Raw genomic sequence first — 21,078 nt, forward strand, 5'->3', positions numbered from 1 at the left:
CAGCATTGCCTTATGGTAGCTCATCATCATTTTTGAAGTATGTACCAGTGGTCTGTTTGAAGACGTTAACATTACTTATGTTTTTAATTTGACGCGACAAACATAGAAATTAATTTAAATACTACAAAATCTATAGATAAAATATAATTTATGTAGAAGATTTGTTACATAACAATATTAAGCGTTCAACAGATCTTTGCTCAACTACACCAATGCTTAGCATTTAATTAAATCCTAAGAAATAAAGTAGATTAAACTACTCTGAGGCGTAAAAGAAAAGCCTGATACTGTGTTAAACAATATCGGGCTTTTACACTATCTATAAAGAAATTGTACAGGCAACGTTGAAATAGTGAAGATCATGACGAAACATAAGCCACAATTCGCCCGGAAATAAAAAATACAATTATTGGCTTAACATGCCCGTTTGAATTACTTTTTGGATTGATCCATCTTTGTTAAAATACAACTTATCAACACAAACCGACCTGAGATTCCCACGACCGGAGATAACGCTATTGTGATAAAAAGCATACCATTGGCCTTTATACTCCACTACAGAACCATGACTGGTGTCGCAACCCGTTGGGTCAAGATAGACGCCTCCATAAACCCAGGGTCCTAAAGGGCTTTTGCTTGTCGCGTAATTCAGTCTGTTGGCTCCTTTGCCATTTATCGTGTGATTATCCGCATAAGTCAGATAATAGATTTTATTTCTCTTGAATATCCAGGTAGCTTCATGAAAATCCTTTAATCCATCCATTGTCTTTAACGGCTCAGCTATTTCCGTCATATTGCTTTTTAATTTCGTGCCGACACATCTACCGCCTCCGCCGTAATAAAAATAAGCTTGCCCATCGTCATCAACAAATACACATGGATCGATCATAGAGCGGCTATCATCACCCAGATCAAGGTATCCTTGCGAAACAAAACCCTCAGCAGGCTTTGAACTGGTAGCAATGCCAACTTTCCAGGTTTTATTCCAATCGGTTCCACTGGGATGCGGAAAATAAAAATAATACTTATCGTTTTTATAGGCACAATCCGGCGCCCACATAAAACCACCCTCCTTTCGCCCCCAAGAGACATCACTTGCGCTAAGTATTTCACCATGATCTTTCCAGTGTACCATATCATCTGTCGAAAACACATGGTATTTATCCATCAGGTCGCATCCTCTTGGAGGGTCGACATCATGAGATGGATAAACATATAGTCTTCCGTCGCTCCAAACATGCGCAGACGGATCGGCTGTATAAATGTTCCTTATAATTGGATTTTGTGCCTTACCGGTCAAAGGAAAAAAAAGATAAAAAGTTAGGAATAGCCCAACTAGCGTTGTTCTGTTTATTTTCATATTGTATCACTTGAGCTTAGCTCATCCAGCTTGTTTGTTATTACAGGTTAATTGTATTGGAGCCAAATGATCTGGCCACTCGTTTCATGAGCAAATAACCTTCAGCTAATTAAAAAAAAGTTAATATTCCCTTAATATGAAGGCTTATCAGGTAATAAAACACCTTTTAATACCTGTTTTCGATAAAGTATTAATGCAATATTTGTATAGCATCTATCCTGGTAATAACGCTACCTGTTTTGGCATGATAGATACGGAACCAGTTGATCGCATTTAAATTTGGCGTGCCACCCGTTGTACCCGCGCTCGCAAATGTTTTGGTGATCAAATTCCAACCATTACTTAGCGGACCAATATCCCAGTTATACTCGCTGACATCGTTTGTGCCCCCACTGCCTAACTCTACCTGATTATTGGAACCAAGCAAACTGGCATCAGACACATAATACCAAAATCTGATAAATCCATTAGTTATTGCAGCACCGGTATTTATCGGCGTAAATACTTTTTGAAAATCAAGTATGCTGCTTCCAACTGCCTGTAGTGCGCCACTCCCCTCTTTTTTATCCGAGGTATTTAAACTCAAAGTGTTTCCAGATGCCCATCCACTGATGGCATCGCAATGGTCAAGGTATACCGAAACGGGCGGTGTACCGCCTGTTAAATATGGCGCTAAAATGGGTTTTAACAAATTGGCTACCTTAATATGACCGTCTACACTGGGGTGCACGCCCGAGTTTCCGGTATAGTCGGCACTATTGGGAGTTAACCAACCGTTAGTATCAATATAATGCAGCCTGGTATCGCCTGTAGCTACCCTTGCGTTCACGGCGGCCAAAGTTGGGGCCACTTTAACGCCCGCAAGTGTACGCATCACAAATATTTCGGCATTGGGGAATTTTGCACGTACATTGGCCAAAAACGATATATAATCAGCCTGGAATGTATCGTCTGGCACACTCGTGCTATTATCATTCTGCCCCAGGTTAATTACGATTATCTTCGGTGTGTATGTGCCGAAATCCCATGCAGGCGAATTTGCATTTGCCAGTGAACGTGCTTTAAAATACTGTAAATCCATGCCTGTTTTATCAGCATTTAAGCCAAACCCATTTACTAAAGCAATACCAGGATAGGCTATCTGCGTATGTTCGGTACCCAGGGCTTCGGCACAAACCCAGGCGTAGTCAGATACGTTAGCCTGCGGGTCGGTATATCCTGCTGTAATGGAATCACCAATATATTCTATCAGATCGGTACCAGTTGATGGTGCATTGGTAACCGCCCCGTCATCCAATATCAAACCTTGAAAGTTGAAGACGTAACTGTAATCTTTACCTTGTGCCACGCTGAGCGTATGGGTCCCAGCCGCTAATGGTGTGGATGTTAAATCAATAGTTCCGCTGGCACCAATATAGCTTACCCATGGACCATTATCAATCCGGGCATAGTAGTTGGTGGTATTAACTACTTTAATCTTCACGGTAGTACCGGTAAAATTCACCTTGATGTAGGCTCCCCCCCAATAACTTATATACTGTGTGGTGCTGCTAAAATCCCAACGGCCAAAATATTTAATATTAGTATCGCCCAAGGAACCATTACCGGGTACTGCATTAATAGCTACGTTTTTTATTGTTGGTGTGCTCTGTGATAAAGCCAAATCTTTTTTTGCGCAGCTCATGCACAGATAGCCAATTACAACTAAAAGAGTAAGTGTTATTTTTTTCATTATTGAATAGGTACCATGAACAGGAAGAACCGTTCCCGATTCTTCCTGAATTAGATTTTTATATTAATAAACTATTAATGTATAACTGTTACAGCATCGACACGAGTAGTAATACTAGCTGTTTTTGCATGATAAATGCGAAACCAGTTGATAGCTGCCAAATTAGGCGTTCCTCCTGTTACAGTAGCCGTATTGAATGATTTTGTGATCAGATTCCAGCCGTTTACCAGTGTACCGATGTTCCAACTGTATTCATTTACATCTGCCGCACCACCGCTGCCCAATTCTATCTGGTTGTTGGTGCCAAATTGACTTGCATCAGAAACGTAGTACCAGAATTGGATAGACCCATTAGCTGCCGTTGCACCGGTGTTGACCGCGGTGAAGCTTTTCCTAAACTCATCTATACCACTGCCAACCGACTGTAAAGCCCCGGTTCCCTCCTTCTTATCTGTTGTGTTTACCGAAAGTGTGTTACTGGATGTCCAACCAGTAGCAGTATCGCAATGATCAATAAATACAGTGGTTGTTGTACCGCCCACAACAAAAGGTGTAGGATGTGTAAAAGTAAGTGGTATCTGGCCCTTGATCATCTTGCCCCCATCATTGGTAAGCCGCAGATAATAATCGGACGATACATGTACACCATCGGCATCAAGCGTTAAAAAATATTGGTTGGTTGGTATCATCGATGCATCCACAGCAGCTTTGGCGATGGCTGTAGCTTCATCGTACTCATCAAACATACCTACATATACATTGCCTATACCTTGATTGCGAACGTTGGCAAATTGCTCCCACATCAAGTCGCCATGCTGGCGAGGGATCTGGTTTTGCGCACCGCCGTTCCAGTTTGACCATGAAAAACCAGGGAATACTTCTGCCTGATAGTCTATACCGTTTGTGTTACAATAGGCAAAATCAGCACTTAATGTAGGCACATAGGAATCAGCCCCGGCAACATCCCCAAAAGTACCGGTAGCCCAGGGCATAATCATATTGGCCAGATTAAAGGCAGGCAGATTAGCAGTTTGTGATCGCCAATTGCGCGGCCCCCCAATAATAACATAGCAACCCAGATTTTTAAAGTAGTTGATCACATCGGTATAAGAATTCACGTCGCCTGGCCGCCCGGATACGCCAAAACCCCAAATACAAATCACCGGCTTGCCATTTTGCATGGCATAGGCAGATGACGAGGTAAGATGGAGCGTACCTACAATATCATTTGTCCAATCGGTTTTTATTTCGGACTGGAAGTTAGTCCAGCCAGAGATATCATACATCACATAAAATTTGCGACCATAGGTTTGAGCTGCATTCATTACCCGGGTGGCAATACCATCCAACTGTGCGTTGCCTTTGCCAAAGCGCTGCAGGGCGGCACAATCAATACCATATTGCTGCATCCACGAAAAGTGTGTATTTACCGTTTGCACATCCCATGGCGAAAACAGCTTGGCTGGCTGCCCGTTGCCCAGGTTGGCATATCCTGTTTGATAGGAGTTGGTATATTCGCGCATGTCGGGCCAAAGCTCAAAGGTTTGGTGCCCGGGTGATGGTGCCGCTCCTCCGGCATTACCAGCCCAGTGCACCCAATGGTTATTAGGCGATCCATCTCCGGTAGCCGAAAACCAGCCCTGATAGCCTACCACCAGTTTACCTACTACGTCGCCCGGAGGCGATCCTTGAGTGTTCAGTTTACCCGATTTTGCAGCATTAAGCGCATCGGCGGGCGCGTTTTTTTTAGTACAGCTAACGGACAGCCCCATGATGGCCGCCAGGCATAAAATGTTCATTTTTCTCATTTGGTTTGTATTTATTGGTTAGTAAATGCAAAAGATTATTCCTATCGGTAAAGCGCAACACGATCTTAAGACCGGAGGCCACTACCAATCACGTACATAAACCACCATCTTCACGACGGGAAGTAGAACAAACACTATTAATTAAGGTTAGCACACGCTGTCAAGGTATCATCACAGACAGCATAATAATTGGTTATAACTGCTAATTTCTTTTAAAACATTAATCAATACTTAAAAAAATCTTAATAAGATATATGATATAATAAATTTCAATATTATTTATTTTGAGATTTAGATGCCCCAATGTGTTTACCTGGTTAAATCAAGCAGCATATTGATCAACAGCCTACCTGCAACAGGATCGGTAATCGCCTTATCAAGTCTTATCTCGGACAATAGCACTGCTCCCTTGCCGTCGTTGATTTTAACAATCGGAAATCCTTTGATCTTATCAAGCGCACGCATTCTTTCATTAACATTACCCGAGAGATAACCGTGTATTTTGATGAATGATGCCAGTGCCTCCACATGCGCATCACGATTAATCCGATAAGCACCTGATATCACCGACGGACTTTCGGGCTGGTTATTATTCAGATAACGTATTTCCAAAGGTTCAATGCCATCAAATATGGAAGACTCGGGAATATCTATATTGGTGATCTCGCCTTTCTCTTTAAGCAAACTCCTGATATATTCCGGATATAAAATGTGCGCCACACTACCCGAACCAGACAGCAAAACCTTCCCTCCGTTATGAACCAACTGCCTGATCTGTTCAATATCAGACGTTGTGGTGCTCAGCGAGTCAAGTCCGGAGAGTAAGTATACATCCGCCTTTTGTTTCAGCACATCTGCCAACGTGGGTAAAGCCGTATACTGAATGCCTAAATATTTCAACACAGTAGTTATGTTGCTAAAGGCATCAAATACAACTATTTTTTTATCTGCCAGTTTACGAGCCTGCAGACTGGGTTTCGCCGCCAACAAAACTTCATAACTGTTTACTGAAACAGTTTTATCATTGACTATTAATTGCAGTTGTAGTTGGGCATTTTGTTTTTGCTGAGGCAGTTTATCTGGAATATCGATCTGCGGCTCTATCCAGTGACGGCTATAATGATCAACCTGTAGCACAGCTATATTTCCACTCGCTAATACAGCATCCTTGTCACCCATAAGCTTCCATTGCAGTGTTGATGCGGGCAATACAGAACCATCCTCCTGGTCGTTTATAACACAAAAGCGTACAGGCAATTTTGTACCAGCGTAAAAGTGCCGTCCCCAAAGCTCAGCAGATACCAGCACAGGCTGCAAGGCCTTTTGCATATCGTAAAATACCGGGAACGGCTTGATATGATCATGCTGATAAACATTGGTAAACCAGGTGATCAAGGCGAAATGCAATATCCCGGCAGAACGGTCATCGCTACGGCGTAAAGCTTCAGCCAGTTCTTTGGTAATAAAGGCCTGCGGTTTCATGAAATAAGCAGGATCGCTATATTCATAAGTAAATTTGCCAGCCAGCGACTCCGGGTTTTGGTGAACATAGTTATAAAAACGCGTGGCATGACCGGTTTCATCCGTATAACCGGTCGACATTTCCTGGCTGATAAGCGGACGGCCGCTGTTTTTGTACTTTTGTTGCCACTCGCCTTTAAAATAATCGAATATAGAATAGTCGTACCAGTTGAGATAGGCGTGTTGATCATCGATATCACCGTCATCAATATCTTTATAAAAATCGTCACCAAAACGTTTGGTATTGCGATGGTAATTAGAGTCAAATACTATTGGGCGTGTAGGGTCAATCTGCCGCATATGTTTTACCACATCAGAGATGATCTTCATTTTTACTTTGGCGCGCTCCGTGTCGGGGTCGTTATCATAAAACTTCATTTCATTATTTACCGTCCAGATCCATAAGGAAGGATGGTTGCGATATTTTTTTAACAGATCATAAAATTCCTGTTTCCACAGATCGATAAGATTTTGTGAAGGCATACTGCTACTCAGAAACAGCCACGACCAAGTACCCTCATAACTTACACCAATACCATTTTTATCAAAGGCATCCATCCAGGTTTCAGTACCGGGTACAGTATGCGTACGGGTAACCAGCATATTGCCTTTATTCATGAGTTTGGTAAAGGTATCTGCCAACAAAGTGTCATTGGGGGCTAATCCTAGTGGTGTTTGATTAGCACCCCGCAACCAATAGCGCTTGCCGTTCAGGTATAAGTAATCACCTTCGGCCTTAAACACGCGGAAGCCGGACCGGATAACCTTCGAATCAGTTTCATGACCATCGGCCGTTGTAAGCTTAAAATTAAAATCATACAGGTCAGGATGTTCTGGCGACCAGATTCTGGGTTGTAGCCCCTTTATGGTTGCGGTAAAAGTCCGTTCCTCGCCTGGTTGAAGTTGCTGCTGATCAAGTATGGTATGGTTATATAATGCATCTTTAAGCGGCACACCATGTATATCAGCGGCAACTGAAAACGGCACCGCCTTATCGGTGTAATTTTTCACCGTGATGTCCATATCAGCACCACTAAGATTGGGTTTAATAAACACATCCTGTATCCGCATCGGATCGCTAATGATCAACGATACAGGTTGCCAGATACCGGCGGGGTCATCGCCAAAAAACCCATGTGCCAGATCCTTCATCATTTTTTGGGTAACAGGTACGGTAACTGCGACGTCCATTACTTTATCTGCATCTTTAATGTCCTTTACATAATCCCTGATTACTTTTACTGCCACCAGGTTTTTCCCCGGTTTAAATAAACCCGTACCATCTAATTCAAAATTGCCAAACATACCAATGTGGCTTCCGGACTTATGTCCATTGATATATACCTCGGCTACTTTAGATACCGCATCAAATGAAAGCTGCAGATTTTTGGCATCGATATCGTTTGGCAGAGTGATCCATTGGCGGTACCAACCTACATTTGTTTTTTTATAATCAAATGTGTAAGCCTCACAACGGGCAGTTTCTTTTTGATAGTAGTTATCGGCCACACCTTTGCTGTCATTATTATATTTTTCTCCGTGAAGCCAAACGCGGGTGGGGTTCCAAAAATTGGGAACGGTTAATACATGCCAGTTTCGATCACTTTCTTCGGGGTCTACTGCTTTAGTTTGTTCTGTTGCTTCATACCCCGGCGAAAACAGCCATTGACCATTAAGAGAAACAACCGTACGACCACTTTTCATCTGTTCAACGGAAATCGGTTTATAAGTACTGCGCTGTTGCCGACGTAATACCTCTTTGTTTTTTACGGCTACTGAATATTCCTCTATACGCGTATTTTTTAACTGATCTTCCCCTAATGGTTTAATCACCAGATCATCAAACTCATTGGTAATCCAACTGCCACCTAAGGTTACCTGCCCTTGTGGCGATAAATAAGCTAATGAATCGGCAATATCAATACGCGGCAAATTTTCGTTGTTTAAAAACACTCTGATACGTTTGCCGCATGCCTGTACTCTGAAATTATACCATTTTCCCGGTTCAGGGTGAAAATCCAATCGGCGCAGGGCCAGGAAGTCATCACTACCCATATAACCCAACCGGGCGAGGTAGATATCCTGCTGAATTCCTCCTTTGAGCATGAGTATATACCAGTCGTCGCGGTTACCGGCCCGAAATCCTGCACATATCTGGACCTGTTTTACCGTATCGGGTACCCTCGCTCTGAAACTGATCTCATAATTTTTCCAATTGGCATCGCCAAAACTCAGGTAGGCATCTTTGGTGGTTAATACCCCATTGGAGATACGACATTCCCCCCGACCTGTTTTTTGATAGTGATGACCGGGGTTTTCAAAGTTTTCAGTTAATGTATTATCCTGTGCGTATAATCTACTGGTAGTTAAACCCAGCAATACCAGCGTGCTTAAAGTTTTTGTAAGTACATTCATTAGGTAGATATATTAATGTTATTGCAGCTCTCCGGATGCTATGAGCAAGAAGCAGACATGCTAATAGCATGCCTGCTTCTTGCTTTATTTTAGTTCAATTTAAAAGCCTTTCGAGTAATATCCAGGTAAGTGTTACCGTAAGCTTGTGTGGGTTCAATTTGCGAATCGACCGAGAAATTATTGAACGAGTCGACAAAAATGAGCCTGCTCTTAGAGGCGTTACGTTTGGCTACATTGGTAAATGTTTTGTACCAGCTACCATCAGCGGTACGTTGAACGCTGAGCTGATTGGTAGTTGGATTATTGATCTGGTAATTGTAACCGCCCATTACGCAAGGCACAAATTCCATGTTCCAGGCCTCGATGGTCTTTTTCCAGTAAGCCCAGTTCTGATCGGTATATTGGGGAAAATTCCAATAACGGTCATTATCTCCAGCCACATCACCCATGTTGGCCTCATACATAGCATCCGTACAGTTTTGAAAACGATAATAATAACGCTCAGGCGGCGACCATCGGTTTTGCATCCCTACGATGTACAGATCAAAACCCAAGATCGATAAATTAACCCGGAGTTGTTTATACAAAGCCACGTTATCTTTGGAATTCAGATCCTGCGCATTGTTGATGATCAGCAGATATTTTCCGTTAACTTTTTGATAATTAGTTTTGCCAAGAAAAAAGGCCAACCTTTTAAAATCATTATAAAATGCAGCCAGTTTTACCGGGTCAGTTTCGATGGTTACGCCATTACCCGTAGTACCACCAGAATTGGTAATACCCAGCAGCCCCGTATTGAGGTTATAGGAAAGTGCAAAGTTTATGCCCGCACTGTTTGGAGCTGTTAAAAATGCGTTCACTGTGGTTGAATCAACCAGGTAGTTTTTGTTATCCAATGTAGGAGAGCGTACCGAAAATATAAAATAATCAATTTTAGCTATTCCCGCATCGGCTATATGTTGCTGCATTATTCCGGCAGGCGGCAAGCCGTTGGTATAGCCATATTTGCCAACCGTTGGTATCTGCGTAACATTGGCATTAAGTGTAGTAAAGGTGTAATAGAACGCCCCTACCGTATAATTGGAAGTTACAGGAACATCGGGTATCTGATAGTTTAAAAAATTATCTTTTACACTGGGATCGTTTTTTTTACAGGAAAATAACCCTGCCGATATTAACAATAGCAGCAGACTGTAGCGATATATGTGTCTCTTTTTCATTTTATTATCATTGATTAGTAAGTAGATAGTACAGTGTATTTGATACCTGCCGCGGTAAGATCTTCAATGTTGTTGCCATACCATTTTTGCACAAAACTCAGATCTACAAACGCATGCGCCTTCGTCCAATCAGTTGGAGTGTACTGTGGTTCTATCTTCAAGGGAGTAAATACATAATCGCCGCCCCCCCCCAGTAACTTTACACCGTTGGCATAACCTATTGGATTATTCTGCACTTCATTCTTTATAGGATAAGACCAACGATCGTTCAGGTTAGAGTAAGTTGTAAGGACGTTAACGCTACCTGGATTGGTATGCGGTGGCAGCACTAAATTGCGTGTGCGACGCTGTAATACCCAGGCCTCAAAAGCTTCATCGTCAAAAAAGTTTATCCACTCCTGTATCCATATTTTGGTCAGGTTATCGGCGGGAATACTGGTATTGATAAAACCCAGATCATAGTTAAACCCTTTACCCGCGGTATTCCATTTAATACCATCCTGCGCCTGGTAGGCGGCAGCCTGAGCTGGTGTTAATCCCCAAAAGGCAAAGTTAGCGTTGATGCCAGCATAGTAATACTGCTCGGCGGTTTGCGAGCCTCCGTATCCGCGCTGGGCTGCTTCGGCTTTCATAAAGCAAACCTCGGCATAGGTCATCATATAAAACGGCCTGGTTGCAGCCGTCAATGCTGCTGGCAGCGTGCTAAAGTTAACCGGCACCGTAGACCCGGCAAAAGGCGGATTTTGAAGTCCCCATTGGCTTAATAGCGCGGGTGATTTGGGTTGCCCCAGGTGCGGAATAGGATAAATAACCACATAATGCAGGTTGTCATTTTTACTGGTCAGCGTATCCTGGATATTAAAAGGTGTTGCAGCCTTGTTAAAATAAGCATCCAGACGCGGATCATGATAGGAACGGAAATAAGTGAACACATAATCGCTCATAACGGGCGTAGCCGTACCTTGATAAGATGTGCCCTGAACCAACATCACGTTATAAGGCGATTGGCTACCTGTAGCTGTGCCATAGGTTAGTTTAGGATCATCAGCCTCTGAACTAATCAGCGTGCTTTCATTACCCATCAGTTCTTTGATGTTAGCAGCAGCCACATCGGGCAGATTATTTTGTACCGTTAAAGCTATCCGTAAGCGTAGGGTATTGGCAAATTTTATCCATTTGGTCATATCGCCGTTGTATATCACATCCGGATTAAATTTATCTCCGGAGGTGTTGATGGTTGCAGCATCAGCTTTAAGACGGGCAAGCAGCGAAGTATAAATACTATTTTCATCGTTGTATTCCACATCGGTGTTGTCTGTTTTACCTGCATTATCATAGGGTATCGGGCCATAACAACCCACTAGGTAAGTGTATACATAACATTCCCATATATCGGTGATAGCCATGCGATTGGTATAGGCCGGATTGCCCTGGTATAGTTTTTTTAGCTGACGTGTAGAACCTAATACATTGGCATAAAATAAGGTCCAGGTGGCGCCACCACCATCATCACCACCAATATAGCGACCAACAGGATCGATCAAATGGGAATATTCCCATAGATAAACCACATTATTGGATTCAAACTTATTGATAGTATTTACAAAGGCACTGGTTAAAACAGCTTCGGGTGCTGCTGATGTGAAACTGGCAGGGTTTGTATTGATTTTGGTAAAATCCTTGGTACAGGATACGGTAAAGGCAACAAGTAATACCGTTAAATATATGATGATCTTTTTCATGATTTTATAGCGAAAATTTTAAGTCGGCACCATAGGTTGCATAAGGAAGCGATCCACCCACTTCAAGTCCCTGGGCATTGCCCGAATAAGCAGCGGATTCCGGATCGATACCGCGCGGCGTTTTCTGGAAGATTGTCCACAAGTTACGCCCTACTAATGACAGCGTCGCCAATCGGAACGGCATACCCTTAAGCAGTCTTGCCGGCAATGAGTAGCCCACAATTACTTGCGATAACTTCACATAGGAGGCATCATAGGTGTATAGATGCGATATATGATTAGTTTGTTGCCAATACGTTTGTGGCGAGATATATTTGGTATTTGGTGCTGACAAGTTAGCTACGTAATTACCGTTGGCATCCACAATAGGCTGTCCGTTACTACCCAATACAGGATAGTAACCAGGGTAAATGGAACCTTTTACACGACCAGCTGCCAGATATGGCAGGTTATATATACTGGTTATACCCGTTTGCTCGTTGGCATTTTCACCTAACACGCCATCGCTAAATAGCCAGGCATCACGTCCGCCCAACGTTTGTGTCGCCACACCAGATATGAAGTAACGATATCCCGTTCCGGAAAATAATGAACCACCGATACGGCTTGACACCAGGAAGTTAAACGAGAAATTCTTATATCTAAAATTTGATCCAAATGACATCAAAGCACGCGGACTTGCGTAGCCTACAATAGGATTTATAGTAGTAAAATAAGGTATTCCGGTAGTGGGATTAATGATAGCATAACCATCAGACGAATAAGCCTGATCCTGCGCCCTGATTACACCTATGGGTTTACCAACCTCGGCATAAACACCTGCAGTAACCGCTCCACCCAGGTATACAGATGGTATACCCGGAGTTAAAGACTTAACCAGGTTCCGGTTGAGCGAGAAGTTGTAGGTAGCATCCCAGCTAAAGTTTTTGGTGCGGATGGGGGTTCCGGTGAGCGTAACTTCCACACCCTTATTTTGAATCTCGCCGGCATTTAATATTTGCGTAGTAAAACCAAACTCGGGTGGAGTGTTACCGGTAAGCAATTGGTTTATAGTTTTTGATTTATAAACATCGGCATCAATGCTAAGGCGATTATTCATAAAGTGCAGCTCCAGCCCCAATTCGGTTGAGGTAGTGAGCTCCGGTTTCAGGTTTTTGTTTTTTAGTTGCGACTCAAACGTCATATAATTAATACCGTTAAAGTTGCCTGAGTTTACAAAAGCGTTATACAAATTGTACGGACTTGTGTCATTACCCACACGTGCTATAGACGCCCTAATTTTACCAAAATTCAAAAAGTTAGGTGATATACCTTTCCAAAGCTCCGTAAATACAAAGCTGGCGCTTGCCGATGGATAAAAGAACGATGCGTTTGCAGGAGGCAGCGTTGACGACCAATCGTTTCTGCCGGTCAGGTCAAGATAAAGAAAGTCCTTATACCCCAAATTGGCGGTGCCATATACGGAGTTTACCTGAGATCTTAAAAAAGATTCATTAGCCGTAATAATACTGGTAGTATTGGCCAAACTGCGAACATCATGAACCGCCAGCGATGATGTACCAGCGCTGGTATTGTAATAATCTGTTTTGCGTAGGTTGCCACCCACATTAGCTACAATCGAAAAATCGGAGATCCGTTTATTGTACATCAACAAGCCTTCGGTATTCCATACCCTATTATTTTGCTGAAATTCGTTATATGATCCGTTAATGTTGGACAGTGAGCCTTTCTGAATAAAAGTATACCGGTTGCCCCACAATAAATTACCTGATTGCTGTGCGCGAAATTGCAGATCTTTAAAAATCTTAACCGTAGCAGTTACCCCGCCGATAATGGTATTGTGCACATCCTGGTTACCATTCTCATTGATATCCCAATATGGATTTTCAATCCCTCCGTTACCACCTCCGTTAAAAGCATTTCCATTGGCATCTTTCCAGGGGATCAAGCTGCTCAATGGTATGCTGGTTACCGCGTTGATCAGATAATTTAGTGGGTTTGCCGGATCCTCATTACGATAAGTACGGTTGGTTACCCTTTCCTGTATATATTGCAGGCGTGTTTCGATCTTAATAAATGGGGTAAAATCTTTGCTGGTACTTAACTGAAAATTATTCTTAGCCACCTGGTTTTGCTTTTGCACCACATCATTAGCATCATACCGGGTATAAGAAAAACGAATAGCTGAATTATCAGTAGCGTTACTGAAAGCCACGTTTTGTGATGATGCTACTCCCACCTTATACAACCCGGTAACCGTTTCTGGATTTGGCGAGTAGGTGGTTTGTTTACCGTCAAAAGTTAAATATGGTTGCCCCAGCATGGGTACCCCCCAGTTACGACCGCCACCAGTACCGGCTTGTATCACACCAGATCCTAATGGCCCTACCAACGTACCTGATAACCGGCCGTTCCCCCCTTCGCCGTAAACATTCTGAAATTCGGGAAACTGCAATACCCTTGACGCCATGTAGTTGCTGTTCACTGAAATGCCCATGCCAGCATTTTTCTTGCCTTTTTTTGTGGTGACCAAAATAGCTCCGTTAGCGGCTTTTGAACCATAAAGCGCCGCGGCATTCGGGCCTTTCAGCACCTCGATGCTTTCAATGTCATCGGGGTTAAGGTCGGCTGCATTATTGCCATAGTCAAGGTTACCTACCTGGCCATTGGAGTCATTGTTGTCGATAGGGACGCCGTCAACCACCCACAACGGCTGGTTATTACCTGTAATGGAATTAGCACCACGAATCTGTACCCTTGTTGATCCCGTCGGCTGGCCACTGGTTGATATCTGTAACCCGGAAACCTTGCCGTCAAGCAGATCGGCAATATTGCCCGCGCGAGCCTCTGTCATCTCGTTTACGTTTACACTTTGTTGCGCAACACCTAATGATTTTTTTGCCCGGGGAATGTTTAGCGCGCTGATCACCACCTCGCTGAGATCTTTGGAATCGGGCAGCAGCTTAATGTCAATTACCGTTTTCCCAGTAATACTTACTTCCTGGGTCTGGTAACCTACAAATGAAAATACCAGCACATTATTGTTAAGAGTTCCCAAATCAATGGCGTAAATACCGTCTTTATCGGATGCCGTACGGCGTTGGGTTTGTTTGAGGGTGACAGTAACCCCGGGCAAGGGAACCCCGGTTTCATCAATCACCTTTCCTTTAATAACATGGCTTTGTGCAAAACTGCTTAACGCAGACCATGTTAAACACAGAATACATAAAAGTTTCTTCATGTTTAAGATTTAATAGGTTTAAAATTGGACTAATTGGTGTCGCTAAATAAACCGCAATCCTTAATGAAACCTTAAACATTCCTTAACCAGCAAAAAATCACAATAATATTTCACTTTACATAAAACAAAGGCAATCAACACGTTACAACACAAAGCCAGAATTTAAAACCTCAACAAACATTAATCAAACAATATAACTCACTGATAATAAGCGCATGTTAGTGTACCGGATGTATTAAATTGCCATTATTGTAAATATGTTCGCTACGTTGTGATTGTGAGTTTATACTTTTAATTTTGAGTATATAGATTCTGCGATATCTAAACCTAAGGGAAGGTCATTTTATCTGACTTAAACTTTAAGGAAAAATTTAATAAACCAATTAAAATTGTTAATATAGTTATTAATGAAACTCCCCTCTTATTGCTATAAGTTTACCATTTCCTGTTTCTTAATAATTATACTTTGCCACTTAAAAATCTGGGGGCAACAATCTTATGGTTTAGGCTTTTACAGTCATGAGGTAGTAGCCGATCAACGTACCAGCCTTGATCTTTTCCCCGGACAAGGATTTACCCCCACACAAAACTTCCGGTTATCTTTTGAGATCTCTTTTTTACCTGATCAGATCGATTATTTCGGATATATCTTTCGTATCATCGAAAACAGCAACCGCAATATTGATCTCATTTATAACAAAAGGGATATGGTGGAAGATGGTCCTGACACAGACCATAATCACTTTAAATTAGTAGTTGACGATCGTTTCACTAAAATTGGATTTGATATCCCCCAAAAGCGACTATTAAGCCAATGGAGTAAAGTGGTGCTGGAGTTTGATATTGATCATGATCAACTATTGCTTAATGTAAATGGACATACATATGTAGAACCTAATGCTCACCTTAATAAAAAGGACATTTATAAACTATGCTTCGGTATTAATAACTATCCTAATTTTAAAACCACCGACGCTCCCCCATTCAAGCTCAGGGATATCAGGATCGATGTTGGTGGCGAACCTCGCTTTCACTGGCCCTTAAATGAGGCGCAAGGATATATAGCGCATGATATATTAAACAATCAGCAAGGCATTATAAATCACCCGCTTTGGATCAGGGCCCAGCACCACAACTGGGCGCAGATAAGAACCGTAAAGGCACAGGGTATGGCCAGCATGGCCTTTAATCCGTTAACTGCCGAAGTGTATGTGATAGGCAGCGACTCTTTGTGGAGCATTTCGGTTAAAAACGGTAAACAAACCGCGGCTGCCTATGCTAATGGCCGGTTTAACCTCAAACCCAGTAATGAGTCGGTATATAACATATATGACCACAGGCTGTATAATTACTATATCGACCGCAAAAATGCCACTGTAGCAACCTATAATTTCAATACGCATATCTGGAACAGGGACGAACCCTATTTTCCCATCATTGATTACTGGCACGCCAATAATTTTTTTTCTGTTGCTGATACCTCCTTATATGTAGTTGCCGGATACGGGCAGCTTACCTATAAAAATAATGTACACCGCTATCATATCCCCACGGGGAAATGGGCTGAGGTAAATACCGGGGGCGACAGCTTTTGCCCTCGTTATTTGGCTGCTTGCGGAGTTACAGACAGTGGTCGCTACGCTTACTTTTTAGGTGGGTATGGCAGTTTAAGTGGTCAGCAAATGTTAAACCCAAAGAATATTTACGACCTGGTAAAATATGACGTAAAAGCCAAAACTTTTAAAAAGATCTATACCCTTAAAACGCCTGATGAAGATTTTGCCCTGGCCAACTCCATGATCATCGACGAAAAAGCGCAAACCTATACGGCACTGGCCTTCTCCAACCATAAATATAACACCTATCTTCAACTGATGATCGGTTCATTGAACCAGCCCTCCTACCACACTATCAGCAGTAAAATACCCTTCAGTTTTTTTGATACACATGCGTTCGCCAATTTGTACTATAGTCCTTTAACGCAGCAATTTGTTGCCCTGACATTAGCCCGGTCTATGGATAATGTATCCACCGTGAGTGTTTTCACGCTGTCGAGTCCTCCTGATGCGCAACCGCTGGCCATAGTTCTGCCAACAAATAAATCCGGTATCAAATACTATATAGCCGGGTTCTTATCGATCATCATCGCGGTGGCCGGCTTTGTTTATTATAAACGACGCAAATCCATATTACAGCCGGAGATTTCGGATACAACCGGAAAAGTTAATTCAGAAGAATACTTAGCACCTACGAAGCTGCTTCAGGAAATTACCGCGACAGGTATTACTACACCCCCACAAAGAACCATCCTGCTTTTTGGTGACCTAAAACTTTATACCCTTAAAGGCGATGATATTACAGGGCAGTTTACCTCGCTGATAAAAGAGCTATTCTTGGTTATTTTGATTTATAGTTTAAGATCTGGTCGGGGTATTAGTCCTGAGAAACTGATTGAACTGCTTTGGTTTGATAAATCGGAAAACAGCGCAAAAAATAACCGCTCGGCAAATTTATCCAAACTCAGGAGCCTATTAACCCAAATGGAGTATGTGCACCTATCAAAAGAAACCGGTAACTGGAAAATAGAAATTGATTTTAATGAGGTTTACGTGGATTACTATAACTATTTGCAGTTAATGGCTAATCGCAAACCGATAAATGAGGAAAAAATAACAGCGCTGATAGAAATTACACAACGCGGCGGCTTTTTACCCAGCGCTGATTACCCATGGCTTGACCAGATCAAATCTGATCTATCTAACGAAATTATTGATATCCTGCTGCAATATGCAAGCCAGATAAACCTGGAAAACGACCCGGAAATGCAGATCAAACTGGCTAATTGCATATTTAATTTTGACTTGGTGAATGAAGAAGCTATGACCATGAAGTGTAAAGCCCTATCGTTCCTCGGTAAACACTCCTTGGCCAAATCTACCTTTCAAGCTTTCAATAAAGAATATTTAGCCCTGTATGGCGAAGAATTTAAGAAGGATTTTCATTCGATAGTTACGTAATGATAAATGATACTGCTTTGGCAGTATCATTTATCAAACATTATTAATTAATCTTTGGGGTGTAATGATTAATTAGCGCGTACTGGCATGGTATAGCTTAACGGCTTTTCATTACGCAACATTTTAGCGGCTTCGCCGGTTAGCCATAAATAATGATCGCTGGGTTTGCCATCCATATCAATAAATTTGGCACTGTTACTTACAGGTGGTTTATCAGTTACTTTAAATATCGCGGTACCTTCATTAACCTCATCAAACATCGCTACATAAAGCATGGATGCACCGGCCTGCAAAGCGGTAGATATCTGCTGCCAATAAAAGCGTCCTCCCTGCCTTGGTATAGATGCTACAGGTTTTACATCATCCGGAAACTCATAGGTACTGAGGTTATGCCAGCTAAAGCCAGGATAAACACAGGGTACATACTCTAAATGATTGGCTTTGCACCATTGCATATCACCCATCATCAAGTCGCGGTAGCGATCCATATCGTTATGCAGTAAGGGCGAAAAACGCTGTACTGTCCAGGGTAAAACGATATCTGCTTGTTTGATTACCTCATGCAAGAAAGGGTCGTTCAAACAGTCGGCATTCAGATCTCGCCAAAAAGTTGGCACACCCAGCATCACCGCGCAACCACCATAAACCGGATCATTCTTCAAAAAATCTATCAACTTCAGGATACCAATATTGCGGGTATTATACGGCCTGTCCGGAAAGCCAAGGCCCCAGATAGCCACTACAGGTTTACCATTGTTATTCAGATATGTTTTATTACCGGGCTGGTTGGTCACCTTTAACGAATCAACCAGGTATTTCCAGTCGGCTATAATAGCCGAACAATCTTCGCCGGTAGCATTAAGTCCAGAAAGATCATACATAATAGCAATGGCTCTGTTATATTTTGAAGCGGCATCCAGCGCATTCTTAATAACCACACCTGTTTCACGACGATCTTTTACGTTTTTGGCATAGCCCATGAAACGCTGCATAAAAACACCATCAACACCATATTGCTGCATCCATTTAAAATGCAGATCAACTGTACTTTTATCATGAGAGCTAAATAACTTGGCGTTACTGCCATCGGCAAGCTTAAATGGTGTGGTATAAGTATTGATATATTCGGTTACATCGGGCCAGGCATCAACACCGCAATGGCTTTCAGATGCAAAATAGTGACTGAAAGCCGATTTTGTGCCATCACCCTCGGCCCTAAACCAACCCTGGTAGCCGGCCATCACCAGACCATGATAAGTAGGATAACGAGTAACTTTTGAATGCCTACTTTGCGCGTAGACGGCTACATTTAACATTAAAAAACACATGACTACAAAGGGTATTTTTTTCATAATTGTATGAGGTTTATTAGGTTATTGTTTTAGTATTCAAAATGCTTGTCCATGTTTTCGCACGAACAAGCATTTTTTATAGTGATAAGATTTGCGTGATCAATAACCCGGATTTTGTGACCAGGATGAATTGATATACATATCGTTTTGAGGTATTGGCGCCAGGTAACGCTGAGTGATATCGCCGGTAAAATTAATCGGGTTCTCATTACTGGCACGTGCTGCTATAACTTCTGATAGCAATTGCAGGCGCACAATATCAAACCAACGTATGCCAAATTCACCTGCAAATTCATAGGCGCGTTCATTAACTACGGCTTTTTGAAAATCAGCCGCTGACAATCCCGTTTGCAGATTAGACAAACCGGCTCTTGTTCTTACCTGATTAATTGCTGCATACGCTGCCGCTGAAGGCCCACCGGCTGACATGGCTTGTGCTTCGGCATAATCCAGCAATACTAACGGGTATCTGATAATATCTGTTGTTTTATTAGTACTTGGGTTGATGGATTGCAGTGTGGTTGCCGTTTCAACTACCCCATCGCCCAATGCTGTCCTGAATTTTTTGTAATATGGGTGACCAGCATGCGTTTCGGATGAGTTCCATGGCACCAATTTAAAGGTAACGTTGCTACCGGATCCCTGTCTTAATTTAAGCGTGGTATAAAAAGTAGCATCAGTACGGACACACTTGGGTGCGTTAAGGAAGAAGTTTATTTCGGGGTAATAATCATCCCAGCCACTTGAGCCATCGGCAGCCACTTCATCTAAAGGTACACTTGATGCTCCGTAAGTACGATTTGGTGAACTACCACCGACATTAAACTGCAACCCGAATACAGACTCGGAGTTATTGTTTGTTGTAAACACAGATGCATAGTTGCTCATCAACGTATAGCCGCCGGATCGGATAACAGTATCAGCCTCAGACGCTGCCAAGGCATAATTGGCTGTTTGCTTTAGTGGCCAGCCGGCCATAGTTAAATATACATCAGCAAGCATAGCCCTGGCAGCCATTTGGTTAGCCCTTCCTATCTGTTTAGGATCGTTGTAACTAACCGGCAACCAGCTTTTCGCTATCTTTAGATCGCTTACAATCAGATTATAGATATCGCCTACGCTAGCACGTGGTGGCCTGTCGTTCACAGAGATCAACTTATCAACCAAAGGAACACCGCCAAAGGTACGCACCAGGTTGTAATATCCCCAGGCGCGCAAAAAGTAAGCTTGTCCTGCCGCCTTACGCTTCAGGTCATCAGTTGAATTTACCTGTGCGTAATTGGTAATTACGTTATTAGCCTGGTAAATGGCCGTCCACGGGCCATTCCATTGAGCCAGCATACTGGAGTTGGTGCTGCTGCCGTTTAGTTGATCAAAGGCTCGCATATCACCCTTATTAAGTCCGGGATCGGTTGTTAAATCGTCGGCTCCGAAATAGGAAGTACTTTTATTGGTAAATGCATAAGCGCCATCCACCGCATATTTGGCATAAATAGATGCTACAGCCGCATCCAGGTCTGCCTGTGTTTTGAGGTAATTAAGCGGTGTAAGATTACCTTTGGGATCTTCGGTAAGCTGTTTTTTGCATCCGAATATGGATGTCGCCAAAAATAAAACTACCGTTATGGAATATCTTGTTTTCATCTTTTATAATTTATATAGAAAGCAAT

Annotated in this window: 10 protein-coding genes; 1 reads left to right on the forward strand and 9 read right to left on the reverse strand. The window is 42.5% G+C overall.

Features of this window, described 5'->3' with window-relative positions; genetic code table 11:
- Positions 1–406: 406 nt before the first annotated feature.
- The 7 genes from ACTJKG_RS05980 to ACTJKG_RS06010 form a co-directional block, all read right to left on the reverse strand.
- A complete protein-coding gene (locus ACTJKG_RS05980) occupies positions 407–1,300 on the reverse strand; it encodes a family 43 glycosylhydrolase (protein WP_440738624.1) in 894 nt (297 codons plus the stop codon).
- A 250-nt stretch (positions 1,301–1,550) separates the two neighbouring features.
- A complete protein-coding gene (locus tag ACTJKG_RS05985) occupies positions 1,551–3,092 on the reverse strand; it encodes a GDSL-type esterase/lipase family protein (protein WP_440738625.1) in 1,542 nt (513 codons plus the stop codon).
- A 74-nt stretch (positions 3,093–3,166) separates the two neighbouring features.
- The gene (locus ACTJKG_RS05990) at positions 3,167–4,900 is read right to left on the reverse strand and encodes a glycoside hydrolase family 71/99-like protein (protein WP_440738626.1); all 1,734 of its coding nucleotides are present in this window, start codon (positions 4,898–4,900) and stop codon (positions 3,167–3,169) included.
- A gap of 309 nt (positions 4,901–5,209) precedes the next feature.
- Positions 5,210–8,836, reverse strand: coding sequence for a glycoside hydrolase family 2 protein (locus tag ACTJKG_RS05995; protein WP_440738627.1), 3,627 nt, complete (start codon positions 8,834–8,836; stop codon positions 5,210–5,212).
- An 89-nt stretch (positions 8,837–8,925) separates the two neighbouring features.
- On the reverse strand, positions 8,926–10,056 hold the full coding sequence (locus ACTJKG_RS06000) for a glycoside hydrolase family 99-like domain-containing protein (RefSeq protein WP_172333220.1): 1,131 nt from the start codon (positions 10,054–10,056) through the stop codon (positions 8,926–8,928).
- Between the two features lie 14 nt (positions 10,057–10,070).
- Positions 10,071–11,798, reverse strand: coding sequence for a SusD/RagB family nutrient-binding outer membrane lipoprotein (locus ACTJKG_RS06005; RefSeq protein ID WP_440738628.1), 1,728 nt, complete (start codon positions 11,796–11,798; stop codon positions 10,071–10,073).
- A gap of 4 nt (positions 11,799–11,802) precedes the next feature.
- The gene (locus tag ACTJKG_RS06010; RefSeq protein WP_440738629.1) at positions 11,803–15,039 is read right to left on the reverse strand and encodes a SusC/RagA family TonB-linked outer membrane protein; all 3,237 of its coding nucleotides are present in this window, start codon (positions 15,037–15,039) and stop codon (positions 11,803–11,805) included.
- A gap of 407 nt (positions 15,040–15,446) precedes the next feature.
- On the opposite strand from ACTJKG_RS06010, the gene ACTJKG_RS06015 reads away from it, so the two are divergent.
- The gene (locus ACTJKG_RS06015; protein ID WP_440738630.1) at positions 15,447–18,056 is read left to right on the forward strand and encodes a galactose oxidase; all 2,610 of its coding nucleotides are present in this window, start codon (positions 15,447–15,449) and stop codon (positions 18,054–18,056) included.
- Positions 18,057–18,124: 68 nt separating this feature from the next.
- Here ACTJKG_RS06015 and ACTJKG_RS06020 read toward each other — a convergent pair whose 3' ends face one another.
- Positions 18,125–19,408 (reverse strand): glycoside hydrolase family 71/99-like protein, encoded by a 1,284-nt coding sequence (locus ACTJKG_RS06020; RefSeq protein ID WP_172333216.1) that lies wholly within the window; start codon positions 19,406–19,408, stop codon positions 18,125–18,127.
- Positions 19,409–19,507: 99 nt separating this feature from the next.
- Positions 19,508–21,052 carry a RagB/SusD family nutrient uptake outer membrane protein gene (locus ACTJKG_RS06025; RefSeq protein WP_440738631.1) on the reverse strand — a complete coding sequence of 515 codons (1,545 nt, stop codon included), beginning with the start codon at positions 21,050–21,052 and terminating at the stop codon, positions 19,508–19,510.
- Positions 21,053–21,078: the final 26 nt, after the last annotated feature.

It is taken from the genome of Mucilaginibacter sp. 22184 (genome assembly GCF_052045695.1).
Lineage (GTDB): Bacteria > Bacteroidota > Bacteroidia > Sphingobacteriales > Sphingobacteriaceae > Mucilaginibacter.